General features: G+C 37.3%; 23 protein-coding genes. 9 read left to right on the top strand and 14 right to left on the bottom strand.

What is annotated here, in order from left to right; translation table 11 throughout:
* Positions 1-69: 69 nt before the first annotated feature.
* Together NRI27_RS13995 and NRI27_RS13990 are read left to right on the top strand one after the other, a co-directional pair.
* On the top strand, positions 70-1605 hold the full coding sequence (locus tag NRI27_RS13995) for an AbgT family transporter (RefSeq protein ID WP_371391289.1): 1536 nt from the start codon (positions 70-72) through the stop codon (positions 1603-1605).
* 101 nt (positions 1606-1706) lie between these two features.
* On the top strand, positions 1707-2171 hold the full coding sequence (locus NRI27_RS13990; protein WP_371391288.1) for an SRPBCC family protein: 465 nt from the start codon (positions 1707-1709) through the stop codon (positions 2169-2171).
* 28 nt (positions 2172-2199) lie between these two features.
* Here the strand turns inward: NRI27_RS13990 and NRI27_RS13985 are convergent, their stop codons facing one another.
* Positions 2200-2736, bottom strand: a complete 537-nt coding sequence (locus NRI27_RS13985) for a hypothetical protein (RefSeq protein WP_371391287.1) — start codon at positions 2734-2736, stop codon at positions 2200-2202.
* Between the two features lie 399 nt (positions 2737-3135).
* Between NRI27_RS13985 and NRI27_RS13980 the strand changes: the two genes are divergently transcribed.
* Positions 3136-3840 carry a class I SAM-dependent methyltransferase gene (locus NRI27_RS13980; protein WP_371391286.1) on the top strand — a complete coding sequence of 235 codons (705 nt, stop codon included), beginning with the start codon at positions 3136-3138 and terminating at the stop codon, positions 3838-3840.
* Between the two features lie 187 nt (positions 3841-4027).
* On the opposite strand, the gene NRI27_RS13975 is transcribed toward NRI27_RS13980, so the two are convergent.
* Both NRI27_RS13975 and NRI27_RS13970 read right to left on the bottom strand, forming a co-directional pair.
* On the bottom strand, positions 4028-4441 hold the full coding sequence (locus NRI27_RS13975) for a universal stress protein (protein WP_317945723.1): 414 nt from the start codon (positions 4439-4441) through the stop codon (positions 4028-4030).
* Between the two features lie 35 nt (positions 4442-4476).
* Positions 4477-5886 (bottom strand): SulP family inorganic anion transporter, encoded by a 1410-nt coding sequence (locus tag NRI27_RS13970; protein WP_371391285.1) that lies wholly within the window; start codon positions 5884-5886, stop codon positions 4477-4479.
* A gap of 124 nt (positions 5887-6010) precedes the next feature.
* Between NRI27_RS13970 and NRI27_RS13965 the strand changes: the two genes are divergently transcribed.
* Positions 6011-6559 carry a recombinase family protein gene (locus NRI27_RS13965; RefSeq protein ID WP_371391284.1) on the top strand — a complete coding sequence of 183 codons (549 nt, stop codon included), beginning with the start codon at positions 6011-6013 and terminating at the stop codon, positions 6557-6559.
* A 261-nt stretch (positions 6560-6820) separates the two neighbouring features.
* Here the strand turns inward: NRI27_RS13965 and NRI27_RS13960 are convergent, their stop codons facing one another.
* The 4 genes from NRI27_RS13960 to NRI27_RS13945 all read right to left on the bottom strand — a co-directional run bounded on the left by NRI27_RS13960 (position 6821) and on the right by NRI27_RS13945 (position 11121).
* Positions 6821-7402 (bottom strand): DUF6434 domain-containing protein, encoded by a 582-nt coding sequence (locus NRI27_RS13960; RefSeq protein WP_371391283.1) that lies wholly within the window; start codon positions 7400-7402, stop codon positions 6821-6823.
* A gap of 233 nt (positions 7403-7635) precedes the next feature.
* Positions 7636-8469, bottom strand: coding sequence for a histidine kinase (locus NRI27_RS13955; protein ID WP_371391282.1), 834 nt, complete (start codon positions 8467-8469; stop codon positions 7636-7638).
* A 2-nt stretch (positions 8470-8471) separates the two neighbouring features.
* Entirely contained in the window at positions 8472-9401 is a 930-nt protein-coding gene (locus NRI27_RS13950) for a hypothetical protein (protein WP_371391281.1), read from the bottom strand.
* Between the two features lie 388 nt (positions 9402-9789).
* Complete coding sequence (locus NRI27_RS13945) at positions 9790-11121, bottom strand: diguanylate cyclase domain-containing protein (RefSeq protein WP_371391279.1); 1332 nt, start codon at positions 11119-11121, stop codon at positions 9790-9792.
* 398 nt (positions 11122-11519) lie between these two features.
* Here NRI27_RS13945 and NRI27_RS13940 point away from each other — a divergent pair, with 398 nt between their 5' ends.
* Positions 11520-11765, top strand: coding sequence for a cold-shock protein (locus NRI27_RS13940; protein WP_371391278.1), 246 nt, complete (start codon positions 11520-11522; stop codon positions 11763-11765).
* A gap of 425 nt (positions 11766-12190) precedes the next feature.
* Here the strand turns inward: NRI27_RS13940 and NRI27_RS18045 are convergent, their stop codons facing one another.
* Positions 12191-12301, bottom strand: coding sequence for a putative holin-like toxin (locus NRI27_RS18045; RefSeq protein WP_462086058.1), 111 nt, complete (start codon positions 12299-12301; stop codon positions 12191-12193).
* A 196-nt stretch (positions 12302-12497) separates the two neighbouring features.
* Here NRI27_RS18045 and NRI27_RS13935 point away from each other — a divergent pair, with 196 nt between their 5' ends.
* On the top strand, positions 12498-12839 hold the full coding sequence (locus NRI27_RS13935; protein WP_371391277.1) for a toprim domain-containing protein: 342 nt from the start codon (positions 12498-12500) through the stop codon (positions 12837-12839).
* A 351-nt stretch (positions 12840-13190) separates the two neighbouring features.
* Here the strand turns inward: NRI27_RS13935 and NRI27_RS13930 are convergent, their stop codons facing one another.
* Positions 13191-13661 carry a hypothetical protein gene (locus tag NRI27_RS13930; RefSeq protein ID WP_371391275.1) on the bottom strand — a complete coding sequence of 157 codons (471 nt, stop codon included), beginning with the start codon at positions 13659-13661 and terminating at the stop codon, positions 13191-13193.
* Between the two features lie 312 nt (positions 13662-13973).
* On the opposite strand from NRI27_RS13930, the gene NRI27_RS13925 reads away from it, so the two are divergent.
* Positions 13974-14273, top strand: coding sequence for a PIN domain-containing protein (locus tag NRI27_RS13925; protein WP_371391274.1), 300 nt, complete (start codon positions 13974-13976; stop codon positions 14271-14273).
* A 248-nt stretch (positions 14274-14521) separates the two neighbouring features.
* On the opposite strand, the gene NRI27_RS13920 is transcribed toward NRI27_RS13925, so the two are convergent.
* The 4 genes from NRI27_RS13920 to NRI27_RS13905 form a co-directional block, all read right to left on the bottom strand.
* Complete coding sequence (locus NRI27_RS13920) at positions 14522-15634, bottom strand: hypothetical protein (protein ID WP_371391273.1); 1113 nt, start codon at positions 15632-15634, stop codon at positions 14522-14524.
* 56 nt (positions 15635-15690) lie between these two features.
* Entirely contained in the window at positions 15691-16494 is an 804-nt protein-coding gene (locus NRI27_RS13915; protein ID WP_371391272.1) for a hypothetical protein, read from the bottom strand.
* Position 16495: 1 nt separating this feature from the next.
* Positions 16496-17044 carry a hypothetical protein gene (locus tag NRI27_RS13910; protein WP_371391270.1) on the bottom strand — a complete coding sequence of 183 codons (549 nt, stop codon included), beginning with the start codon at positions 17042-17044 and terminating at the stop codon, positions 16496-16498.
* Between the two features lie 98 nt (positions 17045-17142).
* Positions 17143-18321 (bottom strand): nucleotidyltransferase domain-containing protein, encoded by a 1179-nt coding sequence (locus NRI27_RS13905; RefSeq protein WP_371391269.1) that lies wholly within the window; start codon positions 18319-18321, stop codon positions 17143-17145.
* Positions 18322-18945: 624 nt separating this feature from the next.
* Here NRI27_RS13905 and NRI27_RS13900 point away from each other — a divergent pair.
* Positions 18946-20139, top strand: a complete 1194-nt coding sequence (locus NRI27_RS13900) for a DNA topoisomerase (RefSeq protein WP_371391268.1) — start codon at positions 18946-18948, stop codon at positions 20137-20139.
* Between the two features lie 137 nt (positions 20140-20276).
* The gene (locus tag NRI27_RS13895; protein ID WP_371391266.1) at positions 20277-20405 is read left to right on the top strand and encodes a hypothetical protein; all 129 of its coding nucleotides are present in this window, start codon (positions 20277-20279) and stop codon (positions 20403-20405) included.
* A gap of 83 nt (positions 20406-20488) precedes the next feature.
* Here NRI27_RS13895 and NRI27_RS13890 read toward each other — a convergent pair whose 3' ends face one another.
* Positions 20489-21277, bottom strand: a complete 789-nt coding sequence (locus tag NRI27_RS13890; RefSeq protein ID WP_371391265.1) for a S1 family peptidase — start codon at positions 21275-21277, stop codon at positions 20489-20491.
* Positions 21278-21382 lie beyond the last annotated feature (105 nt).

The following is a 21382-nucleotide window of genomic DNA, read 5'->3' as shown; positions in this document are numbered from 1 at the left end:
GTTTAACCAAAATACAGACAAAATTAACAGAATAATGAAATGTATTCTGATGAGAGAAAGGGGTCTTCCATGCATACAAAACGTACAGGGTTCTTCCAAAAGTTTTTAAATATGATCGAAAAAACAGGGAACCGCTTACCACATCCAGTGACATTATTTGCGATCCTTGCACTTGTTGTCATTGTTCTTTCAGCTGTCGTATCTTCCTTTGGGATTAGTGTTCCTCACCCAGGGAAGGAAGGAGAATCGATTGAGGTTACGAACCTTCTCAGTGTAGAAGGCATTCACTATATCATTACCAACATGACAGCTAACTTCATCGGTTTCGCACCTCTTGGAGTCGTGCTCATCACAATGCTTGGAATTGGACTAGCCGAAGGGTCTGGTCTAATTAGTGCGTTACTTCGAGGATTCGTCATGTCCGTGCCAAAGCGCTTAATCACACTTGGACTCGTTTTCGCAGGTGTCATGTCGAGTGTTGCTTCTGACGCAGGCTATGTTGTACTACCACCTCTAGGGGCTGTCATCTTTGCCGCACTCGGACGACATCCGCTTGCAGGTCTTGCAGCGGCATTCGCTGGCGTATCGGGTGGTTTCAGCGCTAACTTATTGCTCTCTGGGACAGATGCTCTATTAGGGGAATTAACAATCATGTCCGCTGCAATTTTTGATCCAACTTATGCGGATGGCATGAATATCGCCATGAACTATTATTTCATCGCATTTTCTGTTGTAGTTCTTACAGTAGTAGGGGCTTGGGTGACGGAGAAAATTGTCGAACCACGTCTTGGGGAATACAACGGTGAATTCCGTGAAAAGGTAGAAAAACTTTCAGCTATCGAGAAAAAAGGGTTACTATGGGCTGGACTTTCATTGCTCATAGCTGGAATCCTTGTCTCTTTACTCGTATTACTACCAGGTGCACCGCTACGTGGAGATGAAGCGGATATGCCGATTATCAAATCACCATTCATGAAATCACTTGTACCAATTATCGCGTTCCTCTTCTTCGTACCTGGACTCGTTTACGGGAAAGTGACAAAAGAAATACGGAATGACAAAGATGTTGCGAAGATGTTATCTGCCACAATGGCTGCAATGGGTACTTTCATTGTATTGTCCTTTACAGCGAGCCAGTTCGTTGCATTCTTCTCAGAATCAAACATGGGACTCGTTCTCGGTGTTTATGGTGCAAAATTCCTTGAAAGCATCAACTTGACGGGCATTCCATTGATTTTATTGTTCATTGTTATCGCGGCATTCATTAACCTGTTCATCGGTAGTGCGTCCGCAAAATGGGCAATGATGGCACCAGTATTTGTTCCAATCATGATGGAACTTGGCTATTCACCAGAGCTCACACAGATGGCATACCGTGTAGCAGATTCATCAACAAATATCATTTCACCACTGATGACGTACTTTGCAATCATCATTGCATTTGCACAGAAATACGATAAGAAAATGGGTATTGGGACACTCGTATCGGTCATGTTCCCTTACTCGATGTTCTTCTTGTTGTTCTGGAGCTTGACGCTCATCGTCTGGATGCTGTTCGGCTTCGACCTTGGACCAGGATCACCAATTCATTACAATGGAAATTAAGTCCGAAGCACAACCTCTCTTGCATGGGGTTGTGCTTTTTTATGCATTAGGGTATTTGGTACACTCCTAACAAGACGTTAGCATGCAAGGGGGTTGAACAAATGCCGACCATTGAATACGAGATCTATATGGAAGCCCCTATGCATATTTGCTTCGACCTAGCGCGCAATGTCGAAGTGCATACGTTGACGACTGCAAAAAAGAAAGAGCGGGCAGTCGACGGCGTTACACAAGGGTTGATGGATGAAGGTGACACTGTAACATGGGAAGCTGTACACTTCGGCATAAAGCAACGGTTAACAGCAAAAATCATTCAAATGGATGTTCCTTATTCATTCACAGATGTCATGCTCTCAGGGGCTTTTCATTCATTTACACATGTGCACACATTTCAAGAACGTGGCAGTGGAACGGTGATGAAAGACTCGTTCACTTACAAGTCTCCATTTGGAGTAATAGGTCGATGTGCAGATAGGTTATTTCTAGAGCGCTACATGAAAAACTTCATCATAAGTCGTGCAAAAGAGCTGAAGCATATTGCTGAACATAGAAAAGAACTGCATTGAGTTGCAGTTCCTTTTTCCATTCTATCTCTTATTGCGCGCTAATCACTTTTTGTTGTTGTATTGTGGCATACATACGAATGAGCAAAACCGCTTCAAGCAACAATAAGACAATCATTGGCAGGAATGCGTAGGAAGGGGTAACGAAAAAGCAAATACCCGCCACTATAAACGTAGCAAACACGCCTCCTACTAACCTGTCTACCTTTGCAAATATACCTTCCTGCAGTAGCAAATGGAGAATATAAAAAATTATGCTCATTCCTACTAGTGCCAGTGCAAGGAGAAAAAATCCAACAAACGATGAACTAAATGTAGATAACGCATGAGTCTGAATTGAGTTCCCAGTGCCATTGAGTACGACAAAAAATACACTATGCGCAAGCATGAATCCTATCCATAATCGAATTCGCTTGAATTGATCACTTTGCAAGTGCAACTCACGAACACCTACATACATGGATAGATAACCAATTACATTCGTTACATAGAACACGATTCCTGTATCGACAAAAGATACATTTGTCGTAAAGAAAATGAAAAATAGGCCTAACACAATCTTTTCCATGTCTTATTCCCCTCCTCGCAGATCGTAACCTGTAAATAATTGTAACATAAAGAATAATTTCAATCTATTTTATATTCAACTGAACTATTTTACTTGTGTCTGATAGCATGTAATCGTTTTGCAACATTTGTAACAATTTATTCGCCACTCTTGTTAGATGCACACGTTCTAACACTACTACAACACACGCTTTCCTACTTTTACTCCTCCGACACCCACATAACACCTGTTTACCTGCCTGAAGTCACACTGCTGATTGTAAAGCGCTCATACCCCTTTCCAGTACCGTCAAAGCAACAATGGAAGCCATCATTTTAATTATTCTGTAACGGCAATGACCTATTACCACTCAAAATTTTCAGTATAATTTATATATAGTTGAAGAAAGAAGGGATTTAGTTGAATGAGACAATTAGTAGCTACGATGATGTCGTAGAGATGTTAGATTCTTTATTAAGAGAACCTACAGATTTTTGGAATGCATTTTATGAGGACCGTGATAAAAAAATCCCCTTTTTCGTAAATAAACCGGATGAGAACTTAGTTTCCTATTTTGAAAATCAATTCATGCAGCCTGGAAATGTCCTTGAACTTGGCTGTGGCCCCGGTAGAAACGCTCTATACTTTGCTGAAAAAGGATGTACCGTTGACGCTGTTGATTTATCTGAAGAATCTCTTCGGTGGGCGGAAGAACGCGCTAACGAAAAAGAGGTCTCTGTAAATTTCATTCACAAAAACATTTTCGAGCTACAACTTAAAGAAGAAGCCTACGATATTATTTACGATTCTGGTTGTTTTCATCATATAGCACCACATAGAAGAATGAGCTATCTTAACTTACTCTCTCATTCTTTAAAACCCGGTGGCTACTTTGCCATTACGTGTTTCGTAAAAGGTGGTGAGTTAGGTGGGGCTGATATAACGGATTGGGAGGTTTATAGAAGGCGTAGTCTACAAGGAGGCTTGGGCTTTACTGAAGAATCCTTGCGAACAATCTTTAATCGTTTTGAAGTTGTTGAAATACGGAGAATGAAAGATTTCGAAAACGATCAGCAATGCTTTGGAACTTCGGCTCTATGGACTGCGTTGTTTAGAAAAAGCTAGAACAGGTATCTCACTGACTTTGTTTTAGAAGACACTTATAATCTAATGAATATTTCTGTAACAGATTAGGGAAATAGACGGCTTACCATTTTTTTGCGAAGCAATTAGAAAGATACACAAAAAGGTACTTGTTAGGAACTCAAGCGGCATGTTTTATGCCCCTTGCTCCTTCAAGTACCTTCTTCACTCACTTCACAACCGTTACTGGACAGTCCACGTGCTTCATCACTTTGTGGCTAACGCTGCCGAGCACCATTTCTTGAAACGTATTCAATCCACGGCTGCCGATAACAAGCTGGTCAATGTCTTTTTCATTCACATATTTAATGATTTCAAGGCTTGGCGTCCCCTTCAACATGGTAATATCAGCCTTCACACCTGCTTCTGTCGCCAAATCTAAAACTGGGTGCACTTTTTGTTCCCGTTTTAACGAAAGACTTTCAGGGCTTTGTGCTAATAACCGTTCGTCTTTCGCCTTGTTATAATCTGCAACATAAATGATTTCCAACTGTGCATTTGGAACGTATTGCGCAAGTTGGATTGCATGTTTTGCCGCACGTAACGCGTTCTCTGATCCATCAATCGCTACAGCAATCTTCATGTGGGTTCCTCCCTCAATGTACCGTTATACTTACTTTACAGTAACTTTTCGTATAAATGCTTACTTGAAGCATTCAACCCTTGAATCTTCACGTTCACACCTTTTTCTTCAAGCTTCTGAACGACTTTAAAAATTGCACCGACTGCCGATTCATCCCATAGCTGACTATCTTCGAAATTAATGATGATGTCCTGCTCCGTCACATTATCGAATGACTGAATGAATTTCGTCGTGGACGCAAAAAATAACGGTCCTTTAATTTTGTACTCCCCTTCATGATTCGTTACGGTCACACGGGAAATTTTCGCTACGAAGAATAACGCACTTAAGATGACACCGACGACGACACCGATTGCCAAGTTATGCGTGTACAAAATAATTACGACAGTAATGAGCATAACTAATGATTCCGTTCTCGGTGCTTGTTTTAAAAACTTAAATGAGCCCCAGTTAAACGTTGTCATACTTACCATGATCATGACCCCTGCAAGAACGGGCATCGGAATTTTCGTCACCAGATCTCCTAAAACAATGATCAAGAACATGAGGAAGACACCAGCGGTCAATGTCGATAATCGACCACGACCACCCGATTTGATATTAATGATGGACTGGCCAATTAACGCACATCCTGCCATGCCACCGAAAAATCCGGTGATGAAATTCGCAATCCCTTGTCCGCGCGCTTCCCGATTTTTGTTACTCGGTGTATCCGTCATATCATCCAATACTTGAGAAGTAAGCAATGATTCCAACAAACCAACAATCGATAATGCCAATGAATACGGTAAAATAATTTTCAACGTTTCTAAATTCAATGGGATGTCAGGAAAGAAAAATGTCGGTAACGAATTCGGCATCGTCCCTAAGTCACCGATTGTTTGCATCTTTACACCGCTCATAAGCGCAATCGCTGTCATGACGACAATTGCGATTAAAGGCGCAGGAATAGCTGTGAAAAACCGCGGAATCGCATACACTAAAATCAGTGTAATCATTGCGAATAAAAATGCAGAAGTTGTCGATCCAAACCAATATTGCACTTGCGACATGAAAATCATAATTCCTAGCGCATTTACGAACCCGAGCATGACCGAGTTCGGGATGAAGCGCATTAAGTTCGCGACACCGAGCCCGCCAAGGATAAATTGAATGATCCCCGTGAGAATTGTCGCAGCCAATACGTATTCCAAACCGTGGTCTGCCATTAAACTGACAAGCACCAAAGCCATCGCCCCGGTCGCCGCGGAAATTAACCCTGGTCTGCCGCCTACAAATGACGTAATGACGGCAATTGCAAACGAAGCATATAACGCAACACGCGGATCGACGCCAACGATAAAAGCAAAAGCCAATGCCTCAGGAATAAGTGCCAGTCCTACAACGACACCCGCCAACAGGTCAGCACGAACATTCCCAAACCATTGTTGTTTTAAACTATACATATTCTAAAAGTGCCCCTCTCATGATGACTAAACTTACAAATAGAATTCCCTAGTGGTAGAATGTTATTAGCATATCATTTGTCGTCCCATAAGTGAATAGTTTTGGGAACAACGAGGTGAAAAAATGAAGTACGGATACAGCCGACCGATTGTACAAGATCAGCAAGGAACACAACAGCTTAAAGGACTCACGCTTGAACACCAATACCGTGAAACCCATGGACTTGCGAAGAAACGAACTGCACTTGAGCAGTTATTCATGACTGTCCGACAAGGGGATGAATTATATTTCCAAAACGTCGAAGCGTTAGCCGATTCGTTGCAACAACTACTCGACGTATTACGGCTCGCCGAACGCGATCAAATCACCATCCATTTCTTAGATGAGCAACTGACCAATCGCACCATCCAGCAACACACTTTCCTTCAGAGTGCTACATTTTTCATGAACATCCAATCGACCTTTTTAAGCCATTCTTCCACCTTCGCCTTACAAGAAGCAAAAGAACAAGGCAAATTGATCGGCCGCCCTCGGAAATCCGATGAGAATCTACAACGTGCGTTTGCAATGTACGACAGCAAAAAATACTCACTCTATGAGATCAAAGAAGCTACAGGCATCAGTAAATCCACATTGTACCGGTATTTAGACGATCGCTCTGCGGGGAATTAAATGCGTAAAAAAGGTACCACCTACCTCTTATATATGTAGGGTGGTACCTTTTTTAATTTCCTCTAAGACTAAATTGATGGTTCAAAACGTTAGACGTAGACTCTACTTTAATAAAATTTTTGAAAGTTATTCGGTGTGATGGTGAAGCCACTCTACAATTACAGAAAGTGAATGTTTATATTTTTAACAATTAAACTGTTTTAGCAATAAAAATCATTATTTTATTAAACGCAAAAATAACCATCTATCTTTATGTTATTCCTATATTTCTTGTTCATTCCCTGGAATATACTTATTACTCCCCGGTAGCCTTTTAATTGTATGCCAAGCTTCTATTGCATCTGCTCGACTCTTATGTTTGTTAGTGGGATCTGCAAAATAGTCTCTAGTGAACTGGTTGTATTCAAACTGTGAACCAATTTGCCTTTTATACGCCGGGTCTTTTTTTCGCTCTTCTTCTTCATGCCATGCGTTGACAACGTCCGAATAGGTCTTCCCTGCGTTTTCTCTAAAATAGTTTTGAATAAACGTTGAGAAATGAAAGTTCGGAATGACTGATTGAAAAAACGCTCGTACGGCTTGACTACAGCGGTGGTTATCCGAAATGATCGTGTCCAAACTGAGATTGGTATTCATCGCTTTCTTAGAAGGAGATTTTTCTTTCTGGATGGGTCTTTGAATTTCTCCTGTTTGCAAAAAGGCTGAAATTCTCTCCGTAAGCTCCATTTTCGATCCAGAAACACGCATTCCATTCTCTCTACAAAATGTTTGCAGCTCTTCTTTTAACCAATAATAATTGCGAAAATCTTGCGGGTATAACTCTTTGCTAAGTATCGGTCTCACGCAACGTACCTCCCTATCAAGTTACCATTATTATAGAACATTTGTTTGTTTTAGTCTTTGATAATACTCGTCAACGGTTGCTTTCATGCTATAGACTTGCTAAACCTACTTCAAACTAGTCCAGCACGGACAATACAATTTAGTGGGAGGATGATAGAAAACACCTCTTCGCTGCCTAGATGCTGGGTATTACCCACTTTTTAGCGAGAGGTGTTTTCAAATTTGAATATTATTTATTTCCCTATGTCATTCGGAACCATAAAGGATACCTTTGTCCCCTTATCTTTAACGCTTTCAATTTTTAGCCCTTGACCAAATTGATGTTTTAACCGAAGGTCCGTATTCAATAAACCAATGCCTGATTTATGACTAGCAGTTTTCTTCAATAACCCCTCTACTTTCGATTTCTCCATACCTACTCCATCATCTTCCACGCGTATTTCTATATGATTTTCCAATTGTGAAATACATATCGTTAACTGCCCACCTTCTGGACGATTCATAATGCCGTGATGAATCGCATTTTCCACGAGTGGTTGTATCGTTAGTGAAGGAATAATGACTTGTAAATCATCGTCTACCTCCCATTTAATGTGTAAGCGATCTGCAAATCTTTCCTTTTCAATGAGTAAATAGGCTCTGACTAGTTCCAGTTCATCTTCAAGTGGAGCAAGTTCATTCAAATCAGTAAACTTGAACTTCCCGCGTAGTAACTGGCTAAATGCTTCTAACACCTTTTGCATTCGATCAAGATCAATCTCACTTAATGCCATAATTGTATTCAAAGCATTAAATAAGAAATGGGGTTGAATTTGTGCCTGGAGCCAAGCTGCTTCGATTTGGAGTTTTTCCTGCATTGCTTTTTTTACACCCGCCAACGCTTGAACTCTTGATTTGAATTCCAATGCATCTACGGGTTTCTTGACATAATCATTGGCACCTGCCAAAAAACCATTTTCAATGTCTTTTGGTTGACTCCTCGCCGTTAATAACAAAATTGGAAGCTCCGTTAGTGAAAAACGTTCACGAATGCGCTTTGTTAAATCATATCCAGATATTATCGGCATCATCACACTAAAGATTGAATTTGCGGCTTCACACAATGGATCATCGCTAAACCAAATAGTATTAACAGTGAAAAAGACATTTTAAAAGAACCTGTGTAATCCATCTCGATATAGTGAAATAATACTTTTTCGTCGCCACCCATCAAATTCGAAACAGAACTTACAAGTAACATTAAAGCAAAGTAAAGAAGACGACGATCTCTAATACCAATTACAAATAATATACAAGCAAATAAAGCATGAATGATAAAAACAACTGCGGTAATCACTTGTAACAGCGTCGATAGTTTTACATCTGATAAGATGTTCTCTTCGTAACCGAATTTAATTGAACGAACGAGTCCACTTGAACGGGGGTCCACGAAGTTTGTTGCCTGTAAAACAATCTCTATAACACCCTCTTCATCCGCCCGAATAGAAGACGATACATATGGAACATTTAGTGCATGGGCATCTTCTTCATTGTCTGCAACCTCTCCCGATTTCCCCGAAAATAATCCATTAATATACAAGGCGGAGGAACTACGAATGCTTGGAACCTGCATTCCATATGTTTGGTTTTGATCAGGATTAACTAAAATGCGTAGATGATAAGAGCCATACCCATACGGACTATGGTCTCCTGGATTCAATACTTCTGACCAATCTCCCGGTGTTTGTATATAACGTTCTGTCACATTATCGCTTGCCCTCGGTATTGTTGTAATGTGTTCATAAGGGGAGAACCCCCACTCGCCATTCAGTGATAGGACTTTTCCATCCGAAAAATCCCACTCACGTAAATCAAGCACCCCATTCTCAATAATTGGCTGATCTCCTGTTTCGTTAAACGTATTAATCCACTGTAATCGAAAGCCTGTAAGTAGTAACGCAAATAAAAGAACAGCAACAACCATTGATCCTACACGCCATTTTTTCGTGATTTTCACCAATGAACTTCACCTCCTTAACAGTAAATTAGCTTTCTGATAATTTTTCCGAATCTTAATTTCTATTATAAAGAAGAAATTTCACTGTATGATGGTAAAAAAATCAATTTAAAAGGTTTGGGTTGCAGGCATTCAAACAAAAATAGCTTACTGAATGTGTTTCCCCATTCGGTAAGCTATTCTTGTGTTCCCCTTTACCTGGCAACCTCCAATTTATTACTTCGTTTTGCGACATACATCACTTGGTCCGCATGATGCATAAGTGTTTGTTCATCCTCACCATCTTCAGGAAATTGACTGATGCCAATGCTAAGCGCAACAGGTACATCAGGATGGGTTGTCGTTATATATTGTGAAAATGTTGATTGTAATTGTTCGATAAACTGACTTGTTAGCTGTTTGGAATGTACCTCTCGTAGGAAAAGAACAAATTCATCCCGCCTAAACGTGCAACATCTCCTGTATCCTTTACCGCATCTTGCAATATTTGTGCGGTAACTTGAAGCAGTTCATCCCCTACTTGATGACCATACGTATCATTTAACCTTTTGAAATTATCGATATCTATCAAAAGTAATGTAAGTGATTGCTGTTCATTTCGACATGTTTCCATTGCTGCTTCTAGTTGTTTAGTAAACAACCGCCGATTTGGTAAGCGCGTTAAGGCATCATGGTAAGCAAGAAATTCGATCTCCCTTTGATATTGTTTTTGCAACGTCACATCCTGGAAGATTAATAGAATATGCATCTGATTGTCCACCAGTATATAATCTGCATTGACGAGCAATAAAACTTCGACATCATTATTTGAAATACTCAGCGCATAATCTTTAATTTCTTTTTCGCTTAAAAGCTGTTCTTTTAACTGATCGTCTAGTAAAGCAAATAGTTGCTCTTGTCGAAGATTCAAGTTAGCAAGCAATTGTGTTGCTGCAGGATTTGCATCATGAATAATTCTTTTAAAGTCTAGAAGCAAAATAGCATTTGGATTTAAATGAAACAATTTTTCATATCGTTTATCGTACAAATTAAGAAAATCATGTTGTTTCATTATCCGGCGTAGAAAATAGCACCAAACGATACCGGCGTATATATAGGAATAGGGCGGCAGCATGTTTTCGTAATTTATAAAGCCCAATACAATATTTAATATAATTGCTACCCAAACCCCGACGATCAGTTGTTGGTAGATTGCCCGTTGTTCTTCAAGTTTCGTCCTATATTTTGCAATTACTAAAGGGATTAAGTAGAGAAAATCTATGATCGTACCAATGGTCATGACAATGTAATAGTTCATATTGTAAATTGGATATTTCCATATTCCCACTTCAAAAAAGTCTTGTGTATAAGTCAAGTTAGCACCAGTGAAAATATTTAAAATAACAAAAATCAGAGGTACATAAAAGATGTACGGATACAGAAAACGAGGCCACTTCGTATAAAGACCTGTAAATTTGATAAGAAAGTGAAAACATAAACCAGGAATAATTGTACCTACACTACTTAGCCAAAGAGCAGATAGAATAGGGCTATACTCTATCGGAACCTGATTTCTCACATACTCTTCTACGAATAATAATATAAAGCAAACGGCAATAAGGCTTAGTAAAATGTGTTCTGTTTTTCTTTTATTGCGAAGAAGAATATCCGTTGCCATATAGGTCAAAAATAAAATTGGTAGTAAGTGGGTCATCATCAATAGTATTGCCTCGTTCAATTCCATGCATCCAATGTCCTCCTTTCATCATAAATGAAACTCTATAGTAAACGATCCCACAATTCACTTCCCTAATATTAAAATTTTCCGAAAAAATTATGTATGGGTTTTATTGAAGTCAGGGGTCTATCCCTGTTCATTATGCACCATTCACTATAAATTTAGCTATCTACGATTATATCATTCATAATGTTTTGCTAGAAGCTAATTAATACTACTATTAGAAATCATCCTCTACATCTTCCTTACATAGCAACCCACCCCAAAATGTGAGATAATCAATCCAACAGAACGAACGTACTACAGATCAATTGAGGTGCTCCGATGTAACTGGCGCACACTCAGTCAGAATATCAAACAGCTATGGGTCAACTCGTTGAACAGCAAAGGAAGGACGAATTGATATGAAACGAGAGGGAATTGTTAAGTGGTATAAAGAAGATAAAGGCTATGGTCGCATTATGCTTGACGGGGAAGATGGGAATCACGTTTTTGTTCACTTCAGCGCGATTTCTCCTGATAATGAAGCTTTCAATAATGGATTTAGATATCTTATACAAGGTCAACGGGTTTCTTTTGACTTAGTCGAAAACCCAAATTCTACTGACCAAAAGCAAATAGCAGAAAATGTGATGATTATCGCTGATTAAGAAGTTTTTATCGCAGATGTGTGTAGAAACGTTCGCATGACTCATTAAATGTCAGGCTGTGTTTATTGGGTCCTCTTCAGATAAATTTCGCTTCATCATAAGCCAACCCATTTACTCATATTATACTATGGTGATCTCTTGTTAACAGTTTTATATCTACAGTTATATAATATCGCAATAACAAAAATAGGGAGCACAAATTCATTATATAATTAGCAGACTGCGCGATATAGACTTAAAACAGAACAAGCTCTCCAGTTGATAAACTGTATATTATTACTTATAATGAACATATACTAAAAAAGACTGGATGCGCGAACACCCAGTCAATTGCAACTTACATCCGCTTGCAGAGCGGTTGGCTAGAAATAAGAATGTTAACAAGAAAAAGTAACTATCTCACCTATGCCAATAGCGGAGGATGGTTACTTTTTTCTATTGGTGTAGAGAGCAATTATTGCAACGATAGCTGTTGCCATCATAGCGAGGAACATTCCAAATTGTAATAGCATGTCCATTGCTTCGTAAGTCACCATGTAAACACCCCCTTTCACAAAGGGAGTGCCACCGCCCATCCGCTAGAAATGTAGCTGCGACTACAAGTATATCATTAATATTGTTTTGCTAGAAGGTAATTAATACAGCTATCTTCCTTACATAGCAACCGCCCCCAAAATATGAGATAATAAATCCAACAGAACGAACGTACTACAGATCAATCGAGGTGCTCCCATGAAACCAGTTATTCTAGCTGAAAAACCTTCCCAGGCGAAAGCGTATGCAGACGCTTTTTCGGTGCGTAAATTTGAAGGATATATGGAAATTCAAGCGTGTCCGATATTCCCAGAAGGGGCTTATATTACATGGGGTGTCGGCCACCTCGTTGAATTGAAAGAGCCTCATACGTATAACCCTGCTTGGAAACGTTGGTCGCTCGGCAGCTTACCGATTTTGCCGGACCGTTATGAGTTTCAGGTGGCAAAGGGAAAGTTTAAGCAGTTTCAAGTTGTGAAGAAGCTCATTAAGGGGACGGATACGGTTATCAATGCTTGTGACTGCGATATATCTCCATAAATGTTTTTGCACATAATATAAATAATTATCCTTATTCATGCGTTACCTAGATCCTTATTAATAATTTTACGTGCACATTACCTTTTAGGTGCACATAAAGCTATAAACACCTATGATTTATGTGCAATCTAACCACAAAATAAAGAGACAATTAGGTGTAGATAATCGTCTCTTTACTCTTATTAAATATGAATTTTGTCCTTAGCAATACAGATTGTTAATCAAATAATAATTCAATGGAGCTACCCCAAATACAGAGGCACAGCTCTATTATTTTAAGCAATAAACTCGGTTTTCTTTCCACGGTATCACTTTTCTGACTTTTTACGTTCTTCTATTTTCAGTTCAAATTTATTGTTGACGGTATATACTAGTTTTCCGGGATTTTTTCTTCTTTGTTTTTCTTCTTTGTTTTTCTTCTTGTAGTTCCGAGATACGTTTTGCAAAAGTTTCATAGGTGTGAAGTGTCTTTTCTTTACTGATAACCAAGGGTTCATAGCATTCTATTTCGTATTCCTTTTTTAAAATATAATCAATTAGCTCGATGGTTTTTGGGCAATCAATAGCTATGTTTTTTCCATACGACCATTTTTTGAATAGATCCTTAAGGTCTATTTTATCTTTAAAAAACTTGTCTAAATTGAAATCCACGAGATACTTCTTATTAAATTCATTTAAAAGTTCTTCCCCCCTTAAACTTTCTAAGATATCGAAGGCACTACTGATAGAAAATAAATTCTTTGCCTCTTCTTTAGAATCAGCATCAATAATATCGCTATATTTCCATCCGTCATTTATTTCAACACTTGCCCAGTAAATCATATGAATTAATCCTCCATTTTTGTTAGTGAGGACAAGTTTATCATTTAAAATAACTATTTGAAACTTCACGCTTGTAAAGTGAATTTACCAAAATTCCATTTAATGGATTACTTTTCTACTCTAAGTAAACTTTTGACCTTTTAAAATTGGAAAACAATTAGTGAGGGATATATATATCTACTAAGAGTATAATATCGACAAATACGTGAACTTTTTTATCATACCGTTATTCCATAACATTTAACTAATTAAATGTTATAATTATTGTACAATTCGAATGTTCATTATTAAATTACTATACCCAACAAAGTATTGCATCCTGTTGTTTTCCGTGAATTAGAGGGATTAAAGAACAACGTTGATAGTACAACCAGATATAAGGCGCAAAAGGGCTTCGTCATCATCGAAAAGTATCGGAATTACAATCGTTTATTTTTGGTACGTGAAAACACAAGAGATATAAAATACTCAACAGCTGATGAACAAATTATTTCGGATTTACTAACTAAAGTTGAGGAAGGTTCAAAACTAGTTTTTGCCTCACATGATAAGGGTGCTAGAATTCTTGCCCGTAGGTTAGACATATCTATAATCAATCCTAAAAAAATGTAAAGATTAATTGTTCCTCATCGAACATTGTTTTATAGGCCTGCAATCCATTAGTAAAAGGCGCAACTTTTGAAGGACAAAAGCCAAATTCCCCGCTAGAAATAAATAGGTATTTGGCCTGTTAATCTTTCAAAGATTTAAACGTTACCCTTTTGGTAAATCATGTAACAATAGTCGGTAATGTCACGGAGTACCTTTCAAATTAATTAACTTTTCTAGGTATCATCATCTCATTCCCACCCCATGGCCCCTTAGACCCCTTTCCTTATAATAAAGTTTCCTTTCTCTTCATTTGTATAATCAGGATGAGTAATCGTTCCCCACCAAAATAATATTTTAAGCTCACTTGGTAATATATTCTCAACAGCCCTTACAAGATCGGTACATATATTTAATGCTTGTATGATTTCTTCATGGCCGATATTAAGCAAAGGCAATAAATGTGATTCTCCATTCTGGTCGAATGCAGAAGCATGAATAAAACGATTTCTTTTCTTATTCAAATCATCGTACTCTTCAAATAACCTGCTAATCTCCTTAGTATTTTCTTCATTATCGTGGCAAAACTCGGGAATAATCAATTGTTTAATAACTTGTTCATCTTCGACCTTCATATTTTCCATGAATCTTCTTACCGATTCAGTTTCCAACGAATAATTACTCTTCTTCACATCATAAAAAACATGGTATAAGTATGCCTCCACGAAGGTGATTGCACTTATATTTAAATACTTCCTAAGCGTTAGTAAATCATAGTTCAATTGCTTATGAATCCTATTATATGGTTCGTTAAATTTATTCGAATAATCTTTTTCCTGTTTGATTTTATCTAGATACATCCCCCATAAATTTATTAAATCTCCGTAAGTTAACAGATCGGGATAAGTAGGCGTTATTCCACGAGATAAATCTATATCTACCCATACGTGTGGACGCAAATTGTTGTCTTCAACATTTCTAAAAACCTTTCTAAAATAATTTCCTACTTTAAAAGTTTGTTCCAATTCTGAAACTCGTAATAGTACTTTTTTATTCTGAGATGACTGTTCAAAGATTTTTCTTGTTAATTGGATAACCTCATTTATGAAATCCTCCTGCTCTTTTCCGTCAGGTATTAAATCATTAATTTTAGTTAAGCAAGCTGATTTAAAGCTTAAGAATTCATTTTGATCAGTATATTCCATTGGAAAAAGCAAGATATTTCTACATTCATTTATTAAAAAATAAACGCTTTCGAATCTAATACCCCTCAACATTTCAAAAGTTAATAAAGTCAAATTTAGCTTGTAAAATTTTTTAGGAATCCTACTTAATCTCTTAAGGGTTGCCCTACTATATAACTCTTTTATTTCTTTGTAGTTCATTTAAAGCCTCCAACAACTAATGATTAATAAAAGGTCTTAGTCACAGGATTATTAAGTCATTGAATCGCATGAGCTTTGCTAAACTTATAATCCTTTGAATTTTGTTCATATACATATATTTCATTAAAACCTGTTCGACCACCATTTTTAAAGGACCCTAATACTATTTCTTTTGTGTGTTGGGTATTGGTAGTTGCAAAGATATTTACACGATTATATTGTAATCGGTAATTATTTGTTTGTTCTCTGACGACAGCCGTAAACTCTTGGTTATATGTTCTAACTCCTGAAAAACTAGTGCCACGTTCTATTAAAACTGTTGGTAACGACCTTTTTTCAATAGGTAAGTCATCTAACTGAATTTGATACGTATCAGATAATATAAAGTTAATCTCATCCGATTCATTATCAAGATTAAGTGTCACCACTTTAATTTTATCCGTCCTAGTAGGATGTGTATCAGAAATCATGCAATCAAATACATCATTGAATAAAAGTTTAAATTGCATATATAACGGGACTCTGACTAATGTTATTTCCTTGTAGCCTAATCCTCTACGACCTGCCAAAACAAAATATCTCATAGGGTAATCAAAATAATCACTACCTGTATTAAAAGTTTTGTTCTTGTTAATATGCCTTAGAAAGCCAAATACCATTACAGTAAGAATGAAGCCCAACCCTAAAGAAACAAGCTTTTTGTAAGATACAACCCCATATATCATTTGCTTCATATCAGTTAAGTCGCCTAATTTAATACTCACTATCCCCCACAACAGATCAATGGGTAATACAATTGAACCTAAAAGGGGAATTAACACTAAAATATACTGTATAATAACTTTCCATTTATTAATCATTTTAGTACCCCCGTTTTATCAATGTATACTGCTCTTCCCATTCACTTCGTGGTAATAGCTTGCGCATTTGCTGTACATTCTTAAAGAACCTACAGGTTGAAACGCGTTTTTTGCATCCGCAAGGACAGAGTAAACGATTCGCTTCCCTTTTGCTTGTACCTAGCAAAAACAGCATATGATAAACTTTCTTCTCTTCTGATAAATTAAATAGATTTTTAAAGTCTTCTATTAAACCTAGTTTTCCATGTGCTAGTTCTCCAAAAACAAAAGATTCACCCTTATAAATCTTCAAAGATACTGCATATAAATAAGGAAGTATACAGTTTTCAAAAAAATAAATTAGACTTGGATTTTTTCTCATTGTCATCTTTAATCGAATAGGGGCACCCAAACAAAGGGAGCCATCATAATTCACATGATTTTCAGGAATTCTTTCCACTTTATTCGATGTTTCAAAGACTTTTGGTAATGAGTTAGGGTATTCCACTGGAATTTGAATTTCCAGTTCAAAATCGACTTGGATATCCCCGTATTGCTTGTTAACTAGCAATCCCTCATACTTCCCTTCTAAAACTAGTTCGTTTCCTGTTGTAAGTTTCATCCTAAACGTAGGGTAATGTTGGATGAAACTTTCTACATACCTAAACATTATAGACTTCTCCACGGTCGAGCCGAAGGTGTCCTAACTTCATGTTGCTGAATCAAAGATTTTTTATAACCAAATTTACTTTGTAACGTTTCTTCACTGAAATTTAATCCAAAACCTTTCTCTAACACGTAACTTAGTTCTTTAGAGCGCTGCTCGTTAATTAGTTTTGTGAAGTCCAATTTGGCTTGTTCTAACCATAAATAGAAATTCCTTTCTAATTTCAAATATGCAAACTTAGGGTCATCCCAGCGATCCGTAAAGTCTTCTTCGGGTTTTACAGGGTTGGAAATTCTAGGAATAACAGGATTAATATACTGAGACATCGTATTCAAAATATTTATAAGTGCTTCTTCAATACATTGTTCACCTTTATAGGCTTTAGCTGCCAAAGTAGTAATGATAATAGAAATAGGCTTACTTTCTTTTACTATTTCATTGGCAAACATAGTGTCCCTATGACGTTTTAGTAATTGAATACAGCGCTGCAATACAGATTTTTGTTTATACTCTGGGATGGTTTCAATACTCGCTTTCCGAAGGTCTTGTTTATCCGGCGCCATCTTATTTTGAAACCATAATAAGTATCCTTGTTGATTACTAATGTGCCACTGGTCCGAAATTACATTATAATTTTCCTTCTCTTTATCGGGAATATTTACTGCATATATAGCTAAGTCGGAAGCAAATTGTTCATCCTCTTGATAAGATTTTATTAAATTTGAACGGTATTCATTTTCCTTTTCTTTTCCTAAAGGAATACAAGGCACAAAATCTAAGTGAAACGGCACTTCATCTTTGTAATATAAGCGTAAACAACGCCTTTTTTCTTCAATTTTATGATGAATACCCACTTTCTTACGATACAATTCGAGTTCGTCTTTCACCATCTGCAAAAGTTCTTTTTGTGTATGCTTTTCTTTAAAATCAAAGATATTTACTTTGCAACTCATATCTAAATCATATTCTTCTCCTTCTTGCAACGGTTTTATAGTAGTACCTTGTCCAAATGAACCTTGCACAGAAATAACAACATCTTTTAATGTACTCTCTTCTCGATTGAACCATTCTCCAAGTGAATAGTATCGTTGTCGCACCTTTTCTTCAACGGATTTTGGTAGGTCAAGCTGTTCAATCATCTTTTCTAATAGCGTCTGTTCTTTTACTGTCGGTTGAGTCAATAGTAGTTTCCCTTTTCTTCAAGATTTTTAAATAAGAACCACTGCTCACACTGGTCTTACGACTTTAAATTGGCATCCCTTTATCCAAATGTATTCTTGTATAGCCGTCTTTCATATGATACATTTTAAATTATTAATTATTTATTTCATCTCGCTTTTGGTGAAGCGATGTGAGCAGACAGAAGTTGTCGCTTCTGTGAATTTAGGAGCTATGAATATTCTCTTTGATACTCAGGGATTATTCATAGTTTTTTCTTTCTCCCGCAAGAACGTTTGTTTCAAAACTGTTTAAAACTTTACAATAAAATCCAAGTAAATCTATAGTAGAACAACTCCTACATTTTCCCAACCCCCTCCAAAACACAATATATTGTATGCCTGTGTAAATTAACATACTATATATAGTTGTTATTATCAAATTTTTAATTATTAATACTTTGGAAAGTCATCATGACTCGTATAGATTAGATAATACTATTATTCTTTCATTAACAATTTTAATCCGCACCCTTTATTATGATAGAATTAAATACGAAAGCTAGTTCGTATAGATATTAATAAAGATTAAACTTTTTAAGCATAACGAATCTGTCTAATATCAAACGTTTTGAAAAGGTGATACCAATGACAAATATAGCAATTTTGGCTGAAAAACCATCTCAAGCAAAAGCATATGCTGACGCTTTTTCAGTAAAATCCCGTCATAAAACACATATTGAACTGAATCCATGCAGTACGTTTCCTAACGGTGCTACCATTACCTGGGGGATCGGACATTTAGTTGAATTGAAAGAGCCAAAAGAGTATCGAAAAGAATGGGCTTCATGGAGCTTAGAATCTTTGCCTATTTTACCCGCTAAGTACGAGTATAAGGTTTCCTACGACAAGCGAGTCCAGTTCAATTTTATTAAACGGTTGTTCAATGAACCTACCGTAAATACAATTTTGAACGCCTGCGATTGTGACCGTGAAGGATCTAATATTTTCTATTCCATTTCCTACATGACCGGTGCAAAAAACAAGACAATTAAACGACTTTGGATTAACTCATTGGAAGTTGAGGAAGTGCGAAAAGGATTTAAGAACCTTCAAGATAATAAAAAAGATCTTTTACTCTATTATGAAGCGAAAACACGACAAATCAGCGACTGGCTCGTCGGTATGAATGGGAGCAGACTTTATACCCTACTACTGCAACAAAAAGGGTTCAATGAAAGTCTTTCGATTGTACGAGTACAATCTCCAACGGTTTATCTCATTTACCAACGGCAAAAAGAAATAGAGAACTTTGTTTCCACCCCTTTTTATGAGATTGAGGGGAATTTCACAGCTAAAAATGGGACGTATAAAGGCAAGGCAAAAATCAAAAGCGATAAAAAAGAGGAAGTTCTTCAATTATTGCAACAGCATAACATCATGGAACACAATGAAGGGTTTGTAAAATCAGTAACGAAGAAAGAAAAGCGTACTAAATCACCTAAATTACATGCTCTTTCGACGCTTCAAGCTGTTGCAAATAGGAGATGGAGATACAGTCCTGCCAATGTACTAAAGATAGTACAAGGCTTATTGAGAAGAAACTTGTCACTTACCCGCGAACCGATACACAATTCATTACTAACAATGAGTTTGCCTATCTCGCGGACAACGTGGAACGCTATCAACAAATCGCAGGTATTTCGTTTCCAATTGTTTCCCCAAGGTGCCATCATTACATGGGGGATTGGGCATCTTGTCGAATTAAAAGAACCGAAAGCCTATGATGCACGCTGGAATCGGTGGACACTTGGTAGTTTACCGATTTTACCTGAGCGATGAATTAAAAATAAGATAAGATGTCACGGTAGAAGGAAAATCAGAATAGATGCCCGATCATTTTTTTAATAAGACTTAAGGAAAATGACAGAATAAGCTTTTATCATACAAAACATAAAGGGATCATTGAGAATAGGTGGATGCCGGGCGGAATAGATGCATCGGCCATCCAGCTAGGAACAGGTGTAGATAGTATGTATGTTGTGAGAAATGGGGATAAAGTCGTTCCTGTTCCCGGAGACCGGTTTGAGGCGCCTGCAAATAATTAAATGTGATTGGGATAGATACGATCCAATCACATTTAATTTATTATATGAATCCCCTTCTCTCTAAGCGCAGCTTGAAAAGAACATCATCTATTATTTTCAATAAATGTATATATCTCGTCTGTCAGCAAAAAGCCGAAACCCCTAATCTCACCGTCGGCTCCATCATTGCTCGCATTCGATAAGCCAATAACTTTACCATCCTCATTAAATAAAGGAGATCCCGAATTGCCATGTGTAATGAAGGCATCGTATGCTAGGTAATTTTCGCCTAAAAACATTAAAACTTTCCCTTTACTATCCCATAATGTTCCGTCTTTCTTATCACCTGGATAGCCGATTGTGTTGACGGCATCTCCTACTTTGACTTTCTTTATGTCCTCCAGTGAAGCAAGCTCGAAATGTTCAAGATTGTCATCGATTGTTTGTCCATCCTCAGTCGGACTTACTTCAATGATGGCCAAATCTATTTCTTCAATTGGAGAAGGCGTGACCTTTTTCACTTTATAATCAATCGTCTCACCAGAATCATTTTTTACACGGACAATCATCTTATTTTCCTCGACAGAATCTACGACATGCCTATTCGTCAGGATTTTACTATTACCGATCAAAAACCCTGTACCGTGTTCTTTTTTTCCTGCTTCTCCAATCCATACAATTGATTGGTATTTAGTATTTTCAACCTGTTGAATTTCAGATCTACTTTTATCCTTATCTTCCTCTTCTATTTCAACCGCCTTTCCATTTTCAGCTACTTCTTTTTCTAGCTCCGTTATCCTTTCTTGGTCTACTTTTTCCTTCGTCATCCCGCAACCGGTCAGTATAAGTATCCCCCCAATTAAAAGAGCATTTAGTCCAAACTGTCTTCTCATATTTTTTTCTCCTCTCTAGTTCTTTCTGTCGACATTGCTAATTTACATTGGCAATATGAAACGTAGATGAAATTAAAAAAGTTTAGCGGTTGATATGAAATGACC

This window comes from Sporosarcina sp. OR05, from assembly GCF_041414805.1.
Classification (GTDB): Bacteria; Bacillota; Bacilli; order Bacillales_A; family Planococcaceae; genus Sporosarcina; species Sporosarcina saromensis.
The sequence above is the reverse complement of the archived record's forward strand: the minus strand, read 5'-3'. Positions and strand labels throughout refer to the sequence as shown.

Bases quoted from the DNA above. Each gene is read 5' to 3' on its own strand.
- NRI27_RS13975 (WP_317945723.1), bottom strand. From the start codon at position 4,441: ATGAAGATTGCTGTAGCGATTGATGGATCAGAGAACGCGTTACGTGCG.
- NRI27_RS13920 (WP_371391273.1), bottom strand. From the start codon at position 15,634: ATGAACTACAAAGAAATAAAAGAGTTATATAGTAGGGCAACCCTTAAG.
- NRI27_RS13945 (WP_371391279.1), bottom strand. From the start codon at position 11,121: ATGGAATTGAACGAGGCAATACTATTGATGATGACCCACTTACTACCA.
- NRI27_RS13995 (WP_371391289.1), top strand. From the start codon at position 70: ATGCATACAAAACGTACAGGGTTCTTCCAAAAGTTTTTAAATATGATC.
- NRI27_RS13900 (WP_371391268.1), top strand. From the start codon at position 18,946: ATGACAAATATAGCAATTTTGGCTGAAAAACCATCTCAAGCAAAAGCA.
- NRI27_RS13935 (WP_371391277.1), top strand. From the start codon at position 12,498: ATGAAACCAGTTATTCTAGCTGAAAAACCTTCCCAGGCGAAAGCGTAT.
- NRI27_RS13970 (WP_371391285.1), bottom strand. From the start codon at position 5,886: ATGTATAGTTTAAAACAACAATGGTTTGGGAATGTTCGTGCTGACCTG.
- NRI27_RS13955 (WP_371391282.1), bottom strand. From the start codon at position 8,469: ATGCCGATAATATCTGGATATGATTTAACAAAGCGCATTCGTGAACGT.
- NRI27_RS13940 (WP_371391278.1), top strand. From the start codon at position 11,520: ATGAAACGAGAGGGAATTGTTAAGTGGTATAAAGAAGATAAAGGCTAT.
- NRI27_RS18045 (WP_462086058.1), bottom strand. From the start codon at position 12,301: ATGGTGACTTACGAAGCAATGGACATGCTATTACAATTTGGAATGTTC.
- NRI27_RS13930 (WP_371391275.1), bottom strand. From the start codon at position 13,661: ATGATTTACTGGGCAAGTGTTGAAATAAATGACGGATGGAAATATAGC.
- NRI27_RS13915 (WP_371391272.1), bottom strand. From the start codon at position 16,494: ATGATTAATAAATGGAAAGTTATTATACAGTATATTTTAGTGTTAATT.
- NRI27_RS13965 (WP_371391284.1), top strand. From the start codon at position 6,011: ATGAAGTACGGATACAGCCGACCGATTGTACAAGATCAGCAAGGAACA.
- NRI27_RS13985 (WP_371391287.1), bottom strand. From the start codon at position 2,736: ATGGAAAAGATTGTGTTAGGCCTATTTTTCATTTTCTTTACGACAAAT.
- NRI27_RS13890 (WP_371391265.1), bottom strand. From the start codon at position 21,277: ATGAGAAGACAGTTTGGACTAAATGCTCTTTTAATTGGGGGGATACTT.
- NRI27_RS13990 (WP_371391288.1), top strand. From the start codon at position 1,707: ATGCCGACCATTGAATACGAGATCTATATGGAAGCCCCTATGCATATT.
- NRI27_RS13895 (WP_371391266.1), top strand. From the start codon at position 20,277: ATGCCGGGCGGAATAGATGCATCGGCCATCCAGCTAGGAACAGGTGTA.